A 17,776-nucleotide genomic window follows, 5' to 3' on the forward strand; every position below is an offset into this window, starting at 1 on the left:
TGCCGCCCACCGAGAGCCCGGAGACATGAGCGCCAACGACCGTGTGCTGATCAACCAGATGATCGAGGAGCGCCGCCACGCGCGCGGCGTACCTCTCTCCTTCGACGCCGAATTCGAGCGGTTCGCCAGCGAACATGCCCTGCACGGCTTCGGACTCTCCGACGAGGAGATCGAGGCCGGGGTGATCGGTGGGGCCGACGACGGCGGCATCGACGGAGCGTACGTCTTCCTCGGCGGCCGGCTGCTGCACGAGGACAGCGAGATCCTCCAGCCTCAGTCGGGCGCCGCGAACGTCGAACACGGCACCCGGTTAACCCTGTGGCTCATTCAGGCCAAGACCAGTGCCGGGTTCTCGGAGGTGGCCCTGGACAAGGCCGCGTCCACCTGCAAGAACCTGCTGGACATGGAGGTCGACGAAGCCACCGTCGATGTCCTGTACGCCGACGACCTCCTGGCCCGCTTCCGCCTGTTCCGCACGGCGTTGCAGCGGTTGCTCACCCGCCACCCCACCGTGCTGATCAAGTTCTCCTACGTCACGCGCGGCGAGGCGAGCGACGTACACCCCAAGGTCCAGGCGAAGGCCAAGCTCCTGGAAGCGCAGTTCGAAAACGCCTTCGCCATCTCCACCGGCGAGGTCGAGTTCCTCGGTCCCGGAGAGCTCTGGCGGCGGGCCAGCACTCTCCCCTCATACACCCTCGAACTTCCCTACCGGGAGAGCATCACCCACGGCACCAGCCACCTCGCGCTCGTCTCCCTGGGTGAGTACCTCGACTTCCTCAGCGACGAGAGCGGGGCGATCAAGTCCCACATCTTCGACTGGAACGTCCGCGACTACCAGGGAAACGTGGAGGTGAACCGGGAGATCACGGCGGCCCTCCGGGACCCGGACGCACCGGAGTTCTGGTGGCTCAACAACGGCATCACGATCGTGTGCTCGCAGGCGACCTCCGTCGGCAAGCGGCTCAGCCTGTCCGACGTGCAGGTCGTCAACGGCCTGCAGACCTCGTACACCCTCCACGAGACGCTCAAGGACCTCTACCTGAGTGATCCGACCGACCCCGTCTTCGACAGGCTGGTGCAGGTCCGGATCCTCGTCACCGTGGACCAGGCGGCCCGTGACTCCGTCATCCGCGCCACCAACCGGCAGACGAGCGTGCCCGTGGCCTCGCTGCGTGCCACGGACGACATCCAGCGGCAGATCGAGTCGTACTTCCTCGAACACGACTGGTTCTACGACCGGCGGAAGAACTTCTACCGGAACCAGGGCAAGACCGCCGACCGGATCGTCAGCATCCCGCTGCTGGCGCAGTCCGTGATGGCCATGGCCCTGGGGCAGCCCGACTACGCCCGCGCCCGTCCCTCGAGCCTGCTCAAGTCGGACTCGGACTACCGCCGCGTGTTCTCCGACAAGACGGAACTGCCCGTCTACCTGTGGCTGGCCCGTGCACAGCGCCGGGTGGACGAGTTCCTGCAGTCCACGTCGGACCCCGTCTCCCGTTCCCTGCACACCAACCTCCGTTTCCACCTCGCCATGCTGGGTGCCGTGGACCTCGTGGGCCGGGTGTTCAGCAAGCCGGAGAACCTGAACAACGCCGCCCGGGAGGACGCCTTCCCTAGCGACGCCCGCCTGCAGTCGCTGTGGGCGTCGCTCCAGGAGCATTTCGACACCTTCCAGCGGGAGAAGCGGGCCGGGCCGGACAAGACCGCGAAAAGCAGTGACTTCGTCGCCTCTCTGACGACCGGGTTGGGGTACGGAAGCCTCCGCCGCAGGTGACGTCACCGTCCGGCCGGCGAAGCGGCGCGGATGGGACAATGAGCCGGTGATCGATCCGCGCTCTTCTCCCGTCTCCGCCGCCCGGCGTCGCACCGCCCTCGACGCACTCCGGCGCGGTGCGGTGCCCGAAAGCGGCCTCGACCTCCTCGCCACCGGGCTCGACCGTTTCGAGACCGCGCTCGACGCGGAGATCGAGACGGTCGCCTCCGGCGGGTCCGTCTTCAAGGCCGTGCGCGGTGAGTACGGTTCCGGCAAGACGTTCTTCACCCGCTGGCTCGGGGAGCGCGCCAGGCAACGCAACTTCGCCGTCGCGGAGATCCAGATCTCGGAGACGGAGACGCCGCTCCACAAACTGGAAACCGTCTACCGCCGCCTCACCGAACGGCTCTCCACGACCAGCTTCCCGCCGAGCGCGCTCCGGCCCGTGGTGGACGCCTGGTTCTACGGGCTGGAGGAGGACGCCCTCGCCGAGGGAGCGGACGAAGAGGAGCTCGGCGGCGCGGTGGAGCAGCTGCTGACCGCCCGCCTGAGCGAGGTGTCCCGGCACGCCCCCTCGTTCGCCACCGCACTGCGCGGCTACCGTTCCGCGCTCGCCGGAGGCGACGAGCCGACCGCGGCGGCCGTCCTCGCCTGGCTCGGCGGCCAGCCCCATGTGGCGGCGGCGTCCCGCCGGGCTGCAGGCGTGCGCGGCAAGCTGGACCACTTCGGGGCCCTCGGTTTCCTGCAGGGGCTGCTCACCGTGCTGCGGGACTCCGGCCACCAAGGCCTGTTCGTCGTACTGGACGAGGTGGAGACGCTGCAGCGCGTGCGCTCCGACGCCCGCGACAAGGCGCTCAACGCCTTGCGTCAGCTGATCGACGAAGTCCACTCCGGGCGGTTTCCCGGTCTCTACCTCGTCATCACCGGAACGCCCGCGTTCTTCGACGGCCAGCAGGGTGTGCAGCGACTGCCGCCTCTCGCCCAGCGACTCGCCACCGACTTCACGACCGATGCGCGGTTCGACAACCCGCGGGCGGTTCAGCTGCGCCTGCCCGGTTTCACCCTGGAGTCGCTGACCAGCCTCGGTTCGCGCATCCGCGATCTCTACGCATCCGGCGCAGACTCACCGGACCGGATCAAGACGCTGGCGGACGACACCTATGTCGCGGACCTCGCCCGCGCCGTCGGAGGCGCTCTCGGCGGCAAAGCCGGCGTCGCGCCTCGGCTCTTCCTCAAGAAGCTCGTCGGCGACGTCCTGGACCGGGTGGACCAGTTTCCGGACTTCGACCCGCGACAGCACTACGCCTTCACAGTGCGCAGTAACGAACTCACCGACGTCGAACGGAACCTGGCAGGATCGTCGTCGGCCGACGACATCGAACTGGACCTGTGATGACGCCCGACGCAGATCCCGTCGACCGGCTCGACCCCGTCATCCTGCACCACGTGGTCAACACGCTGGGCTGGCCGGACCTGCGTCCCCTGCAAAAGGCCGCGATCGACCCGGTGATGGACGGAGAGGACGCCGTGCTGCTGGCACCCACCGCCGGCGGCAAGACGGAGGCAGCCTGCCTGCCGATCCTGTCCGCCATGGCCGCTCAGCAGTGGAGCGGCACCTCAGTGCTCTACCTGTGCCCCCTCAAAGCTCTCCTGAACAATCTGGTGACCCGCGTCGACGGCTACGCCCAGTGGCTGGGACGCCGCGCAGCCCTGTGGCACGGGGACACGGGACAGGCCCAGCGCCGGCGCATCCGTACCGACAGACCCGACATCCTGCTGACGACACCCGAGTCGCTGGAAGCAATGCTGATCGGCGTCAAGACGGACCACGCCCACCTGCTGGGCGGGATCCGTGCCGTCGTGATCGACGAGGTGCACGCGTTCGCCGGTGACGACCGGGGCTGGCACCTCCTGGCAGTGCTGGAGCGCCTGCAACGAGTCACGGGCCACGACATCCAGCGGATCGGGCTGTCCGCGACCGTCGGTAATCCGCAGGAACTCCTCACCTGGCTCCAGGGGTCGGGCGCCGGACGGCGCACCGGGCGCGTCGTCGCCCCGGACCTCGCTGACCCGCCGAGGCCGTCAGCCGCTGCCGATGGAGCTCCGCCACCGGGAGACATCGAGCTCGACTACGTGGGCTCCCTGACGAACGCCGCGAAGGTCCTCGCCGTCCTGCACAAGGGTGAGAAGCGACTGGTCTTCTGCGACTCCCGCCGACAGGTCGAGGAACTGGGCGCCGCGCTCCGGGCGCGCGACGTCACCGTGTTCCTGTCCCACGCCTCGCTCTCGGCCGACGAGCGTGCACGGTCCGAGCAGGCGTTCGCCGAGGCACGTGACTGCGTCATCGTTGCCACCTCCACCCTGGAACTCGGCATCGACGTCGGCGACCTGGACCGCGTCGTCCAGATCGACGCGCCCGATACCGTCGCCTCGTTCCTCCAGCGCGTCGGCCGCACCGGACGCCGTGCGGGAAGCACCCGCAACTGCCTGTTCCTCGCCACCCGCAAGGACACCCTGCTGCAGGCCGCCGGGCTCCTGCTCCTCTGGGGCCGCAGCTGGGTCGAGCCGGTCGTCCCACCGCCCGAGCCACGCCATCTCGTCGCCCAGCAGCTGCTCGCCGTCACACTCCAGGAGCACAAGCTGGGCGACCGGCTCTGGCCGGAGCAGTGGAACGGCCTACCGCCCTTCGACCGCTCAGCCGCACCGATCCTGCGTCACCTGCGGGAGCAGGGCTTCCTGGACGCCGACGGCGGAATGCTGTTCATCGGCCCGCAGGCCGAGCAGCGTTTCGGTCGCCGGCACTTCATCGAGCTGACGGCATCCTTCACGGCACCACCCCAATTCACCGTCCTGTCCGGGCGCCACGAGATCGGCCGGATGGATCCGTCGGTCCTCACGGAGGAGCGCCCCGGTCCACGGCGCCTGCTGCTGGCCGGCCGCAGCTGGCAGGTGACGTTCATCGACTGGGGGCGCAAGCGGGTCTTCGTCGAACCGGTCGACGGTGGCGGAGTAGCCAAGTGGTCGGGGGGCACGCTCACCGGGCTTTCCTACGCGTTGACCCGCGCCATGCGGGAGGTCCTTCTGGGCACCGACCCACCGGTCACCCTCACACGGCGAGCGGAGTCCTGCCTTCAGGACTGGCGTGACGAGGAGGCGCCCCGACTCGTCCACCCGGGCGGAACCCTTGTGATGCGGCAGGGCAACGATGTCCGCTGGTGGACATGGGCGGGGTACCGCGCCAATGCGACGCTGAGTGCGACTCTGGCCTCGATTGCCGACCCGGTCCAGCGCCCGAGCGACGTCTCCCTGCGCCTGCGTGAGGATCTGACCCAGGACATGTGGCGCAGCGCCCTTGCCTCCGCTCAGGACGGGGCGGCACTCGTCCTGCCCGAAGTCGATCAGCGGGCCGTGCGCGGCCTCAAGTTCTCTGCTGGCCTCCCCCCTCGCCTTGCCGTAGCCACGCTTTCGGCGCGACTCGCCGACTTCGACGGTGCGCGCACCGTCCTGTCAGAGCCGGTGCGCTTCTCCATCGAATCCTCGGCCTGAAGCCTGTGGGAAGGCCTCCACCGGGCACCCGTTCGGGAGAGGAAGAAACCTCGGAAGTATCGCCTCGATGGTGGGGGGAACGCGCCCTTGCGTACTTGCGTGCTCCGTCGGGTTCCTTCATACCTTCGTGAGGTCCACGACCGCACGAGGCACGGAGGGCCCATTGAAGTCCGTCAAAAAGGTACTTCTGGATCTGCTCGAGTCGTCCAACATTGCCGTGCGCTCCGGAGACGAGCTGGTCGGCAGCGTGAACGCTGCAATAGCCGCGGACGACAAGGAGAAGGCTGCGAAGGAAGAAGAACCCCTCCGCCGCAAGCCCTGCCTGACCACGATCCCCCGCACGGAACTGAGCCGCCAGCTGGCGGTCGTTCCTTGGGACGTCCTGCACACGCTCGGCCGGGCAACCACGCTGTCGGGGCGCGGCGCGGGGCGAGGACTGGCCGAGCACTGGGGGGCTCTCAAATACAACCAGGCTCTCGCAGGCGAAGCGGATCGCTTCCTCGGTCTCACGGACGAGGGACGGCGAATCGAGGAGCAGTACAAGAACCTGCAGTCCGGCGAACTGGGTATCGGCTTCGCGCTCACCCTCACCAAGCAGCTGCTGGGCCGGCGCTTCCCAGATCATTCCGTGACGATCGTCCCCGCGGACACCGCTCTGCGTGCAGGGTGGGCGCTCACCAGTAGGGACAAGGGCCCCACGGTGAAGTACCGCTACCGTCCGCAGTACTTCGCTGAAGTCTGGCGTCCAGGAGAGCCGTCGCTCGTCATCCCCGTCGCCAGCAAGGGTCACCACGGCAACGCCACCAACTCTTCCGGCCAATTGGCATCAAACTCGGCCCACGCCGAGGCCGTGCACGTCGGCGAATGGAACGAAACTCCGAGTCTGCTGTTCAGCACGGAGCTGTCGATGAACGGCGCCGTGACCGTCCATGCGCTCCAGGCTACGGGACGAGGCGGCTGGCTGAACAACCTCCCCGGAGAGCGGAAAGTGATTCTGGATTCGGTTCCCGTGCAGGAGAACGTCTTCCCAGGCATCCAGCCACCCCCTGTGGGGGACTCGATCCCGGAGTCGGTACCCGGCTGTCATGTGACGCCCAAGTACCACGCCTGGTTCCAGCAAGCCCTCGGCCACACCGCGGCGGCGGGGCTCATGGCTTTCGTCGGTTCGGGCGAGGCGACCGCCCGGTATCTGACCGAGCGGCAAGGCCGCAAGCGATTCGAGGGCTTCGGGCACGCCGCAAGCGGCAGCGTCCAGGACGTCAGTCACGAACTCCTTGGGACAACGTTTGCCGGCACGGACCACGTGTTCCGATTGAACGGCCCCCGCGTCGAGGCGTTCTCCGGTGTGGAAGCGAGCCTCTTCGGGCTTCTCTGCGAAAGGCAAGTCGACGAATACCGCAAGCGTGTACATGCTGCCCGCCGCACGCTCCCTCAGCTCACTTGGGACAAGAAGTGGGGCGGGCCTGTCTCCCTTCACCCCGACGGCTCCGTGCTCGCCATCCGGCTACTGCCGGGTCAGCGGCCGACACGACGCTGACGCCGTCCCGGAACCACGACAAGCACTGTCGTCATGCACGGCGCGGGAAGCATGCCGGGACGGTAACGGCGTCCACCTATCCGGCGAGGATCGGGCACCTCGGCCTCCACCACCGGGCCCGGTCTCGTACTCGTCGACGCCCTCGGCCCACGCTGGGACTACCGCCCCCGCGTCGGAGTCCCCGGCAAGACGGTCTGGCCGCTCGCCCCCGGATGACAGCTCCAGGCCAACCGAACGGTGCATATGGGCCTGGTGACCTCACGAAGCCGAACGCGCCTATCATGCGATGACAGACGATCTGGGGGGACGTACATGACATCTCATGCCGACGGTTTCTCGGCGAGTGCCGAGTCCATCGATGGAAGCGCGCATCTGCTGTTGGAGATGGCGGGATTGCTGTACCGGGGCAGGCCGGACGGCGAGTTGTCCGTCACGGCCCGCGTTCCGCGGTCGCATCAGGAGGTCTCGGACGAGATCTACTCGTTCGCGCGCTTCACCAACGACCAGTTCCTGGACACCGTTTCGCTGCTGGCCGCTTTGTCCACCAAGCTGAAGACCAACAGCGTGGCGTACGCAGAGACCGAAGCCGGCGTCCAAGGGTCGTTGAACGACATCCTGACCGACAGCCGCTTCGTGCGCCCCGAGGACAGGTGAGCCATGACCTACCGCGCTGACGTGGAGTTCCTCGAACTGTGCAATCCGGCGCTGATCGAGCAGAACGCCGACGAGTTCCGACGCCTCCACCAACTGCTGGATTCGACGGACGACTCCTTCCGCAAGGCGAAGCTGACGGACTGGGTCAGCGAGGCCAACGACCGCTACGAGAGAGAACTCCGCGACGCCGAGTACCTGGCCAGAGATCTGTCGGTGGCCTACCGGGATGCGTGGAAAGCACTCAACGACTACGCGGACGCCGTGGAGAAGGCCAAGGGGCGCTTCTCGGACGGCACGGCCTGCGAGAGCAAGCTCTCCGAAGTCATGTCCCGAGTCGCCACTCCGGTGACGGAGACTGCACAGCAGGCCGAGCCGATGAGGCAGTGGGAAGATCTGCGGAAGCGAACCGGCGTGCTCGACTGGATCGCCGAGATCGCCGTCGATGTGGACGAGATCAGAGACGAAGCCGAAAACTACTACAACCAGATCGAACAGGCCTACGCCGACGCCGCCCGCCTCGAGCGGGAGGCGCGGGAAGACTGCACAGCCGATCTACGGAAAGCGTACCGTTCGCTTCCGGATCTCCGCGGCGACCTCCCTCATCCGTCGACCCTTCTGGCCGGGATGCCTGGGTTCGAGAACGAAGTCCGGGAGGCCGCAGACGACCCCTACGTCACTCTTCCCGGAACGGGGCCGAAGGTCGACGGAATTCCGCGCGACGTCGGAGACGGTCGGGTGTCCCCGAAACTGCAGGAGATACGCTCCCGCCTCGAGGGAATGCCGGAGGCCAAGGGAAACAACTACTGGCTCCCCTCGAACTCGGACGAGGACCGCCGCGAGTGGATCCACGCCAACCGTGAACAGATCCGGGACGCTGCTCAGCACACCGGGCTTCCCGCCGACATGGTTGCGGGCATCGCTTGGCAGGAAGTACAGGGCGACCCGGGCTGGGCCGATGACATCGCCCACAACTACCGCCAGAACCAGCACGAAGCCTGGCCGGAAGTCCAGTGGGTGGCGGACAAGGTCGGACTCAGCGGCGCAGCCGACGAGACATCCATGGGGCCGATGGCCATCCAGCTCCGGCGCTCCGCGGAAGTGCTCGGCTACGACCCTCAGCACATGACGCCGGCCCAGTGGAGCGAGGTCGAGGAGGCCACACAGAATCCAGGGACCAACATCTACATCGCTTCGGAGTACCTTGCTCAGCTCAAGGCCGAGAGCGAGTTCGCCGACGTTCCGGCGGACGAGCTGACCCCGGCCCAGCGACAGGAGCTCGCAGCACGGTACAACGGAGGCCCGTACTGGGAGAGCGACGCCGCTCAAGCCTACGGTCGGGGCTTCGCGAACAACGCCGACGACGCCAGGCAGGCTCTGCGTGACTGACTCCAAGACCCATCCGCGCCCCCACACGTGGGCGCGGACGGCCAGCCAGGGAGGGTGTGGCCTTGCCCTGGTCACTCTTCATGCCGTGGGAGGCTTCTTCATCCTCAACGCCCTGATGGCGGCCTCGGAGGGGCCGTGGGACGTGAGCGTGACGGACACGGTCCGATTGATGGCCGGCTTGGGGCTGTTGACGGAAGTCCTTGCAGCCGCCGTCACAGCCGCGTTCGTCGCTCTCGCCGGTCTGCGGAAGTGGTGGTTCGTCATCCCTGCGCTCCTGGCGATGACCGCAGTTGCCCGGATGGTGTTCGCGCCCGGGACATGAGCACTCTGCCTGCTGAGGGTCGGTCGACGTTCGCGGCTCTCCTCACACACCACCCGCGCCGATCATCACACTGCGCTACGGAATCTCGTCACACCGTCACAAGCAGGTGTACGCTGCCGCCTGAACGGGTTGCCTCGCACCGAACGTGAGGCGGCCCCCGGAGGTGTTAGCGCACCAACCCGAGGGCCTACACCCCGAGGACTTACACAGGAGTCCCCGAAATGCTCCGGCATGCTATCGCGCCTGCGCGTGCGTTCGCGCAGATCCCGAACGCCATCCTCCGCCATCCACGCCTGTCGTCGGACGCGAAGACCCTCCTGAACTGACAGCTGTCCCTCCCACCCGGAGATCGGCAGTGCCTCAGCGACACCGCCCGCCGCGCCGGGATCGGCAAGTGCGCCTTCCAGAACGCCAAGCGCCAACTCCGGAACGAGGGCTATCTGCACGAGTGGCGGACGCAGGTTGGAGGCGGACGCTTCGTCACCGTCCAGCTCGTCTCCAACTCCCCACTGAACGCGAAGGAAGCGCTCGCCGTACGCGACGGTCTCCAGCCGGCGCCCGGCGGGGCGCACCTTGGCATGGGGACAGACGAGCCGCCGAGTGACCGGAAACCGGCCGCCGGTGAACCGACCGGCCAGGCCGTCGGCCGTCAACCAGAAGGGAACACCAGGAAGAACACTCACCACCCCTCCTCGTCCGCACCAGGGCGTGCAGCGGAGGTGACGGCAGAGCCGCTTCAGGACCAGGCGGGGTCGGGAACGACGAACGACGAAGCGCGGCCGTCCGAGGAGTCCACCCGCCTGCTGGACGCAGAGGCGTTCCTGCACTCACTCGGACGCGACGACGCGCGGCTCAGCCTGCCCCGGCACACTGCCCGTCGCCTGGCTCCCCTGGCCGTCGACTGGCTGGACACCGGGCAGCCCCGCGACCAGTTGCGGCACACCCTCACCCAGGGCCTCGCAGGCGCGCGTTCAACAATCGCCCTCCTCCGCTGGCGCCTGGCGAACGCCCTCCCCGACGCTCCTCCCCTGCCGCCGTCCGGCCCGCGCCCACAACCGCGGCTCTCCGGTATGCGCGAGTGCCGCACGCGCCACACACAGCCGCGCCTGTTCACCCCTGCCCCCGACAGCGGGGACGATCTCTGTCCCGACTGCCGCACCGCCGCTGCCGAGACCCCCGGAGATGCCCCGGAGCCGCTGAACGCCCCCGGCTTCGCGGCTTTCCTCTCCGCCCGCGAAGCCATAGGCGAACAGGGCCGGACCATGCAGCCGTCGACAAGCCCCCGCCCTTGACGCCGCGCCGCACAAGCAGCTCGCGAAGGGCAGCGACTCGAAGTCGGCCACGGCCGCTCCGAGCTTCTCCATGTGTGCGGCCCGGGCCACCGCCGTACGAGCCATGGCCACTCCCCGATGCAGCTCGGCCAGAGTGACGGCCGTGAGCTCTGGAGCACTGGGCAGCGCAGCGGGCTCCAGCACGCCCAGATCGATGTAGGTGCAGGTTCCGAGCAGACCGGGCGGATCGTGGTCACCCCCAGTTGCGCTCCCACGGGTCGGCGTCGCCGTCCCGGTCCGCCGCACCAACGTCGCCCACGTCCCGTCGCCGTTCCGCACGGTCGACGCGAGGCAGTCTGCGGTGCCGTGCGACCAACTCCTCGGCACTCAGCCCGCGCCTGTGCCGGAGGGGCGCAGCTCAGCGACCGCAGCACCGCTACGTGCGATTTGGTAAGTCTCGCCCGCCTCGACCGCGTGCACAACGGCCGCGGAGTTGTTGCGGAACTCGCGCTGCGTGATGATCTTCATGGAAGCAGTGTCGCTCCATGTGTGTCACTGTGCTACGCGTCCTCCTCTTGTCGCCGCCCCTGCAGAAGTGTTCGACAGATCGTGCTCAGGGATGGGTGGAGTCGAGCGCCGCGTGGAATCCGGAGCCGTCAGCGTCGGCGTTGATCACCCGGCTGTCCGGCCCCGGGGCCTCGCGCTGCTCGGCCTGGCGACGGCGACGGTCACCTCGCTCCCGACCGGAGCGCGGCCGGATCCCTGGAACGTGCGGGAGAAGAACGGTTCGTCCCAGACACGGTTGGCCATGGCCGCAAGGTGGATGCCGTGGCGGATGATTTCGGCCTCGCTGATGCCCCGCCGCCTTGCCGCCTCCTTGATGAGGGCGAGGTCCTGCTGGTCGGCGTACACAGTGGTCCGCTTCCTGGACATGCACCCAGCGTAACGTCGGCTCGGACCGTCGGAGCCGACCGGACAGCGACGCTGCGGTGAGCGCCGAGGGGCTCTCGACAGCCTCGAGTCCCCGATCCCTCACCCGAGGCCCGGTGCAGTCGGTGAGCACCTGCCTTCAGCACCTTCATGGAGCGGGGTGAAGCTCAGGCGCGTCCGGCGTGCTCGTCGGCGCGCCTCAGGCGACCGGGAACCAGTGCGCCAGGCGCTCGGCGATGCTCGACACGTCGACGTTGTCCTGCGCGACGTCCTCGACGAACGGGCCGGCAATGGAGGCGGGCGGCGGGGCGGTGCCGGCGCTGACGCCGTTGAACCGCAGGATGACGCGGGCCGCGAGCCAGGCGGTGCGCTTGTTGCCGTCGATCAGCGCGTGGTTGCGGGCGACGGAGTGCAGCAGGGCCGCCGCCTTCTCGTGCAGCGTCGGATACAGCTCGACTCCGAACATGTGGGTTCGGGGCCGCTCGATCGCGGAGACCAGGAGCCCCGTGTCACGCACGCCGTGCCCGGTGCCGTTGACCGTGCGGGCGATGGCCAGGACCTCGTCGATCCGGAGGTACCGCACGTCGGTCACGGTCACTTCAGGTAGTCCAGGATCTCCGCGTCGCTGTCCATCAGCTCGACCAGCACGTCGTCGACCGTCGACTCGGCTCGGTCCTGGGCCTCGCGGATGGCTTCGATGGCGAGTTCCTGCTTGCTGCGGCCCTCACGGCGAGCGCGCTCGGTGAGCTTCGCGTCGAGATCGTCGGGGAGCCGGAGTGTCATCGCCATACCCGCATGATACCGGCCTGGTATCCGGGGTAGGGCTGCGTCGCCCGGGGTGAGGAGCACGACGCCGCCGCCCGCGCGCTGCTGCCGGAGAACGGGGCAGCGCACGGGCGTCGACGGCCTGCGGGTCAGGCGGCCTGCGGCGCCGGCTTGAGGATGGCGACGGCCTCCATGTGGTGGGTCATCGGAAGCACGTCCCCGCCACCACAGCTGACGAGGGCCCCGCACGAACGATCGAGGCCACCTTCAGTCTCGTCCGCGTGCCTGCTGGAACAGTCGGGCAACAGAGGGCTTCATCGCATACCACGACGGTTTGCCTGGTGCATCCTCCCACCAATAGAACGGATAGTTCCGATTCGCCTTCTCGTGCTGCTTGGCGAGGCCCTTCAGTGACCCCGAGAGTGAGGGACGGCCGGAGAAGCGTCCCGCGCTCCTCTCGCAGATCTCGTCAGCATCAAGCCGCTGCCCCGGGTGGTCCATCAAGAGATCCAGGAAGAACCGCACTTTGGGAGTCACTGCGTTGTAGTACCACTCAGCGAGCTGAAGGTCACTCTCGGCGTCCCACTCCTGGATGTCTCTCCCACCTCCTGAGTGTGCGTTCCACATCGGATGGTCGTCACCGAGCACTCGTGGGGTCGAATAACTCGAGGGCGATGCTCCCGGTTCGTCGACCTGCCGAAGGGCCAGATTCAGCTGCTCGGCGACGTGCAGCGCCTGCGACTTGGAGAGCGTGAGCTCGGCTCCCGAGCCAAGGTTGAGTTTGATCATGGTCGTCTCCACTCCATACAGAAGATCCCAGAAGCCATCTGGAAGCCACTGATAGCTTTTCAGTACTCGTAGGCATCTGTCAAAAGCCATCAGTGGCTTCGGCATGGCTCCGCATGGCGAGCGCGTCCTAACCCCTCGACCACGCCCCTCTCCGATGCATGGTCCCGGGCACGGTCCGCACCGCTGGCACTCCGGCGGAGGCCCCGGGACGCCGTCCGCTGCTGCGGCCGACTCGGCCGCGGGGTGAACTCCAAAAGCCGACGGCCCTCAGCCTGCTCGGCGAGCAGCTTCATCTCGAGGGTCAGCTGCTCGGTGATCACGACCCCAGTCCGCCACGTCGAACGTGGTGCCGTGGACGAGGAGTTCCCACAGCAGGATCCGCGCCCTGCCGCCGAGGGTCGCCGCAGACTCCTCAAGGTGTCCCAGCGCCGGTAGCCCTTCGAGGGTCAAGAGTGTGAGGGACGCGCGCAGGGCGTTCCACAACTCGGAGGCCGCTTCGTGATCGTCCGCGCCGGGCCTCCGCCGTGTCCGTGCCGCGCGGGCCGTGTCGATCAGGGCGCGCTTGGCCGTCACGTGGAGTAATTGTCAAGACTTGTGGGTCGGTTGAAGTGGATCAGGCCGCGTGATCCTGGGGACGCTCGACAAGTTCGCCGTTCTTGAAGACGGCGCCGGCGCGGACGAGGGCGACCAGGTGGGCGCCGGTGATGGCTCGCCAGCGTTCCTGGGCGGACTCCACGAGCTTGAAGACCATGGCCAGGGCGGCTGCGGGGCTGCCGGCTCCGCGGGTGACCTTGGTGCGGAGTTTCACCGTGCTGAAGGTCGACTCGATGGGGTTCGTGGTCCGCAGGTGGACCCAGTGTTCGGCGGGGAAGTCGTAGAACGCCAGCAGCTCATCGACGTCGTCGGTGATCTTCTTCACCGCCTTGGGCCACTTCGCCCCGTAGGTGCTTGCGAACTCCTTCACCGCCTTCTCGGCATGCGTCCGGTCCTCGGCGTTGTAGATCTCCTGCAGGGCCTTCTTCGCGCCCGGCTGGGCGGACTTCGGGAGAGCGTTCGTGACGTTGCGGACCTTGTGAACCCAGCACCTTTGGTGCCTGGCCTGCGAGAACACCTCCGCGAGCGCTCGCCACAGGCCCATCGCGCCGTCCCCGACGACCAGCATCGGGTCACGCATACCGCGCCTGCGGCAGTCGCGCAGCAGGTCGGCCCACGACTCGGCCGACTCCCGCAACCCCTCAGCCAGGGCAATCAGCTCCTTGCGGCCGTCAGTGCGCACGCCCATCAGCACCAGCACACACGCGTGTGCCTGCCCGAGCCTCACCTTGGGGTGGACACCGTCGGCCCACACGTACACGTAGTCGCTGCCCGACAGGTCCCTGCCCTGAAACGCGGCGTGGTCGTCCTGCCACTGCCTGGTCAGCCGGGTCACCGTCGCCGCTGAGAGGCCTGCCGAGGTACCCAGGAACTGCTCAAGCGCGGGCACGAAGTCGCCCGAAGACAGTCCGTGCAGGTAGAGCAGGGGCAGCACCTCACTGATCTTCGGGGACTTCCTCGCCCACGGCGGCAGAATCCTCGAGGAGAACTTCTTGCGCTCGCCGGAGGCCTCGTCGACGCGGCGGTCGTTCACGCGTGGGGCGGTGACCTCGACCGGTCCCGCCGCAGTAGTGACGGTGCGGGGCCGGTGACGGCCGTTGCGCACGACCAGGCGGCGCCCGCTCTCGTCCCTTTCACCGGCGAGCTCGGCGATGTACTGAGGTTTTCTCAGCGAAATGATCTTCGCGAAGTGGTGGGTTGATCTTCCCGGGTGTGGCGTGATCGGACACCGAGTCACCCTGCCGCAGGCAGACGTAAAGCCCCTGGTAGGACGGTTCTCACCACAAGATCGTCCGACAACACCAGAGGCTTCACGTTGGTCACCTATGTTGCCATGCTCGACGTCCCCCGCCACGTGCTGGAGTACCTCTCGCGCCTGCTGGCAGGGCAGCGGCGCATCATCGGCACCCCGAAGGGTTCGCGCGCGGTGGGCACCTTTCGTCAGGCGGTCCTGGTGCTGCGCTGGTTCCGTGAGCGGGCCTGTGTGCACTGCCTGGCCCGGGACGCGGGCATCTCGCAGGCCACCGCCTACCGCTACCTGCACGAAGGCATCGACGTCCTGGCCACCCAGGCGCGTGATCTGCACCAGGCGTTGGAGCACTGCAAGGCGGAGGGGATGAGCCACGTGGTGCTGGACGGCATGCTGATCGGCACCGATCGCCTGGCCGGCACCGTACTGAGCGTCACGGGGCAGCTCATCGACGAGTGGTACTCGGGCAACATGCGCGCTTCGGCGGAAACGTGCAGTTCCTCAGCTCCCCCGACGGTTCACCGCTGTGGGTCGGCGACGTGGAGCCCGGATCCACCCATGACCTCGCCGCCGCGCGGATACACGCGCTGCCCGCCCTGTACGCAGCGGCCGCGGACGGCCTGCCGACTCTGGCCGACGCCGGTTACGAAGGCGCCGGCATCGGAGTACACGTCCCCGTCAAACGCCCGGCCGGCAAGAGTTCAGAAGCCCTGCACGCCGACACCCGCACCTACAACGCGCTCCTGCGCGGGCTCCGTGCGCTGGGTGAACGAGCCGCCGCCGAACTCAAGGAGCGGTGGCGGATGCTGAAGTACGTCACGCTCAGCCCCAGCCGCATCGGAGACATCGCCCGCGCAGCGCTCGTCCTCAACCAGCAATGGGCATGACCCTCGCTTTCACTGGTCGACCTCGGCCTCCAGAGCGGCGGCGAGCATCCGCCTCGCACCCTCACGGACGATGTCGTCGATCAGCGAACCGGACTCGGTCGTACCGTCCTCGTTGACTACGCTGAGCATGGGCGTGCCTTCCCAACCGACGGTGCAACGTCGGTCTACTCGGTGACCTATCGATCACTCGGGAAGGTACGCCCTTTCACGTCCAACCCGAGGCCGCTCCACAGGTCTTGAGCATTGCTCGTGAACCAACGGGTCCGCCCGTCGGTCGTCTACCAGAGAAGAAGACTGGAGAGAACACCACCCAACCAGCCAGCCCTGCCTCCGAGTCGGCGGCCGGGTCCCCGAAGCCAAGCCCGGCCCGCACCGAGGCACCAGCCCGCCACGCGGAACCCGCACCCGACACGCATGCTGCAGCCGAGGCTCTACTGCTCTCACTCGGCCGGGTCGACCCGCAGCTCGCCATGTCGGCACGTACGGCACGGCGTTGGGCGCCGCTCGCTGCGAAGTGGCTGGAGACGGGCCTGTCGAAGCTGCGTATCCGCCAGGCACTCACCGAGGGCTTGGACAGCGCCCGCAAGCCTCTCGGCGCCCTGCACTGGCGCCTCCAGCATGCCCTCCCCGAAGCGACGCCACCATCAGCACAGGCCACAGCGGCCGAAGCCCCGACGCCGGAGCCGCGCGTTGCGCGCATGCGTGAGTGCACGACGCGCCACGGCCAGCCGCGCCTCTTCACCCCGCCGCCGGGCGCCGACGAGACGCTGTGCCCCGACTGCCGGACCCATCGGGCGCCCTCGCCTCCGCTGACCGCGAGTTCCGGCTTTGCCGCATACGCAGCCGCCCGCCAGGCGCATTCCGCCACGCCACGCCCGCCCCAGCGCCCGCGCAGCATCCACCGACATCGCCGGACCACCTGAGCCTGAGCTCCTTCGTCGGTGCGACGGCGAGGGACGACGAGCGGCTGGAACACTGCGTTCTGCACCGGGGCTGAGAACGCCCGGCTCGTAAGCCCCATGACGGAATTGCTCTCCAGCAGGCGGCTACGCCTGGCCCGGGAAGACCATGCGCCAGATCGATCCGGCGACGAGTACGACCGGAAGCGCGTACCACCATGTGCGCAGCCATCGCGCCTTGTTGAAGGCGCGTACCAGCAGCGCGCCGAGGCCGGCGAACACGATGCTCACCCCCGCTGCGATGCGTGCCCTCGACACCGACTCGTGGTCCCAGAAGCCGTCCGGGGTGATCATGAAGGCGAGCAGGAGGAAGTAGGCGGCGACGATCAGGCACAGAGACGTGAGCGCTGCACCGACGATCACCCCTGCGACCCGGCCGCGCCGGTCTCTCCGCTCGGTGTGGAGCCGCGGTGTCGCCCTGTCGCTCACTTCAGCGCGGCCTTCGCCTGATCCGACCTGTTGTCGAAGCCACGACCGTACGCCTGGGCGTCGTCGGTCTCCCAGTACCAGACCCGGTTGCATATGGCAGCAGGCTCTTGCATCTGCACTGCCCTGCCACCGCAGGGCGGACGGAGAACCGCCACGGAATGGGGCGCCAGACAACTCGATATTGACATGCATACGCGATGTTGCATAATTTGACAAGCTGGCGTCGAAGCTGGCTAGCGAAGACGCCAGGACAGAGTGAATGGGGGGGGACGGTGCCACAAAACAACTCTGGCGAAGCCGAGTCACAACCCGCAGCCGCCATGAGGCTCAATAAGTTGGATAGCCCAGGCGGTGGGTCAAGCGGCCACACCAGGGCTGATCTTGAAGCAATGCGACAGGCCGCGGACGCGCTCGTGGGGCTGCGCGGTTCGACAGAAAACGTGGACAACCAAGCGAGCGAGGACTCCTTGGATGCCAGTAAGCACCTGAACAAGCACACATTCGGAAACGCTCCGGACGATGGCAGTTGGCTCACAGCGGGCGGGATCGTCCAGATGGACGTGCGCTGGGGTGCGCAGGTTATTCACTTGAAGCAGATCCTCCGGGATATCAGCGAGAAGCTCCACGACACTCGGCACTCGTACACAGAACGAGAAAAGGCAGAGAATGATGCGTATCAGCGCATGCGGGCAGATTTCGGCTGAC

Annotated in this window: 15 protein-coding genes and 2 pseudogenes; 10 read left to right on the forward strand and 7 right to left on the reverse strand. The window is 67.7% G+C overall.

Features of this window, described 5'->3' with window-relative positions:
- Window positions 1-25: 25 nt before the first annotated feature.
- From ACL06G_RS02500 to ACL06G_RS02535, 8 genes are all read left to right on the forward strand, one after another.
- Window positions 26-1,774: an AIPR family protein gene (locus tag ACL06G_RS02500; protein WP_412835302.1), complete on the forward strand. Its 1,749-nt coding sequence runs from the start codon at window positions 26-28 to the stop codon at window positions 1,772-1,774.
- 46 nt (window positions 1,775-1,820) lie between these two features.
- On the forward strand, window positions 1,821-3,146 hold the full coding sequence (brxD, locus tag ACL06G_RS02505; protein ID WP_412835303.1) for a BREX system ATP-binding protein BrxD: 1,326 nt from the start codon (window positions 1,821-1,823) through the stop codon (window positions 3,144-3,146).
- The gene (locus tag ACL06G_RS02510; protein ID WP_412835304.1) at window positions 3,146-5,299 is read left to right on the forward strand and encodes a DEAD/DEAH box helicase; all 2,154 of its coding nucleotides are present in this window, start codon (window positions 3,146-3,148) and stop codon (window positions 5,297-5,299) included. Before brxD ends, ACL06G_RS02510 begins: the two co-directional genes overlap by 1 nt.
- 163 nt (window positions 5,300-5,462) lie before the next feature.
- Complete coding sequence (locus ACL06G_RS02515) at window positions 5,463-6,836, forward strand: hypothetical protein (RefSeq protein ID WP_412835305.1); 1,374 nt, start codon at window positions 5,463-5,465, stop codon at window positions 6,834-6,836.
- 312 nt (window positions 6,837-7,148) lie between these two features.
- On the forward strand, window positions 7,149-7,490 hold the full coding sequence (locus tag ACL06G_RS02520; RefSeq protein WP_412835306.1) for a hypothetical protein: 342 nt from the start codon (window positions 7,149-7,151) through the stop codon (window positions 7,488-7,490).
- Between the two features lie 3 nt (window positions 7,491-7,493).
- Complete coding sequence (locus ACL06G_RS02525; RefSeq protein ID WP_412835307.1) at window positions 7,494-8,876, forward strand: hypothetical protein; 1,383 nt, start codon at window positions 7,494-7,496, stop codon at window positions 8,874-8,876.
- Between the two features lie 85 nt (window positions 8,877-8,961).
- Window positions 8,962-9,198 carry a hypothetical protein gene (locus tag ACL06G_RS02530; protein WP_412835308.1) on the forward strand — a complete coding sequence of 79 codons (237 nt, stop codon included), beginning with the start codon at window positions 8,962-8,964 and terminating at the stop codon, window positions 9,196-9,198.
- A 719-nt stretch (window positions 9,199-9,917) separates the two neighbouring features.
- Window positions 9,918-10,490: a hypothetical protein gene (locus tag ACL06G_RS02535; RefSeq protein ID WP_412835309.1), complete on the forward strand. Its 573-nt coding sequence runs from the start codon at window positions 9,918-9,920 to the stop codon at window positions 10,488-10,490.
- Window positions 10,491-10,856: 366 nt separating this feature from the next.
- On the opposite strand, the gene ACL06G_RS02540 is transcribed toward ACL06G_RS02535, so the two are convergent.
- From ACL06G_RS02540 to ACL06G_RS02565, 6 genes and pseudogenes are all read right to left on the reverse strand, one after another.
- Complete coding sequence (locus tag ACL06G_RS02540; RefSeq protein WP_412835310.1) at window positions 10,857-10,997, reverse strand: type II toxin-antitoxin system Phd/YefM family antitoxin; 141 nt, start codon at window positions 10,995-10,997, stop codon at window positions 10,857-10,859.
- Between the two features lie 144 nt (window positions 10,998-11,141).
- Window positions 11,142-11,402 carry a ribbon-helix-helix domain-containing protein gene (locus ACL06G_RS02545; protein WP_412835311.1) on the reverse strand — a complete coding sequence of 87 codons (261 nt, stop codon included), beginning with the start codon at window positions 11,400-11,402 and terminating at the stop codon, window positions 11,142-11,144.
- A 196-nt stretch (window positions 11,403-11,598) separates the two neighbouring features.
- Complete coding sequence (locus ACL06G_RS02550; protein ID WP_412835347.1) at window positions 11,599-11,991, reverse strand: type II toxin-antitoxin system death-on-curing family toxin; 393 nt, start codon at window positions 11,989-11,991, stop codon at window positions 11,599-11,601.
- Between the two features lie 2 nt (window positions 11,992-11,993).
- Entirely contained in the window at window positions 11,994-12,188 is a 195-nt protein-coding gene (locus tag ACL06G_RS02555; RefSeq protein WP_412835312.1) for a ribbon-helix-helix protein, CopG family, read from the reverse strand.
- Between the two features lie 243 nt (window positions 12,189-12,431).
- Window positions 12,432-12,953, reverse strand: a complete 522-nt coding sequence (locus ACL06G_RS02560) for a DUF6416 domain-containing protein (RefSeq protein WP_412835313.1) — start codon at window positions 12,951-12,953, stop codon at window positions 12,432-12,434.
- A 613-nt stretch (window positions 12,954-13,566) separates the two neighbouring features.
- A pseudogene (locus tag ACL06G_RS02565) lies at window positions 13,567-14,703 on the reverse strand (IS256 family transposase); the annotation flags it as partial.
- 159 nt (window positions 14,704-14,862) lie between these two features.
- Between ACL06G_RS02565 and ACL06G_RS02570 the strand changes: the two are divergent.
- Window positions 14,863-15,683, forward strand: a pseudogene (locus tag ACL06G_RS02570) (transposase family protein).
- A 1,046-nt stretch (window positions 15,684-16,729) separates the two neighbouring features.
- On the opposite strand, the gene ACL06G_RS02575 reads toward ACL06G_RS02570, so the two are convergent.
- Window positions 16,730-17,071 (reverse strand): hypothetical protein, encoded by a 342-nt coding sequence (locus ACL06G_RS02575; protein ID WP_412785011.1) that lies wholly within the window; start codon window positions 17,069-17,071, stop codon window positions 16,730-16,732.
- Window positions 17,072-17,460: 389 nt separating this feature from the next.
- Here ACL06G_RS02575 and ACL06G_RS02580 point away from each other — a divergent pair, with 389 nt between their 5' ends.
- Window positions 17,461-17,775, forward strand: a complete 315-nt coding sequence (locus ACL06G_RS02580; protein WP_412785012.1) for a hypothetical protein — start codon at window positions 17,461-17,463, stop codon at window positions 17,773-17,775.
- The last annotated feature ends 1 nt before the right edge of the window (window position 17,776 follow it).

The organism is Streptomyces callyspongiae (assembly GCF_047200695.1).
In the GTDB taxonomy this organism is placed as follows: Bacteria; Actinomycetota; Actinomycetes; order Streptomycetales; family Streptomycetaceae; genus Streptomyces.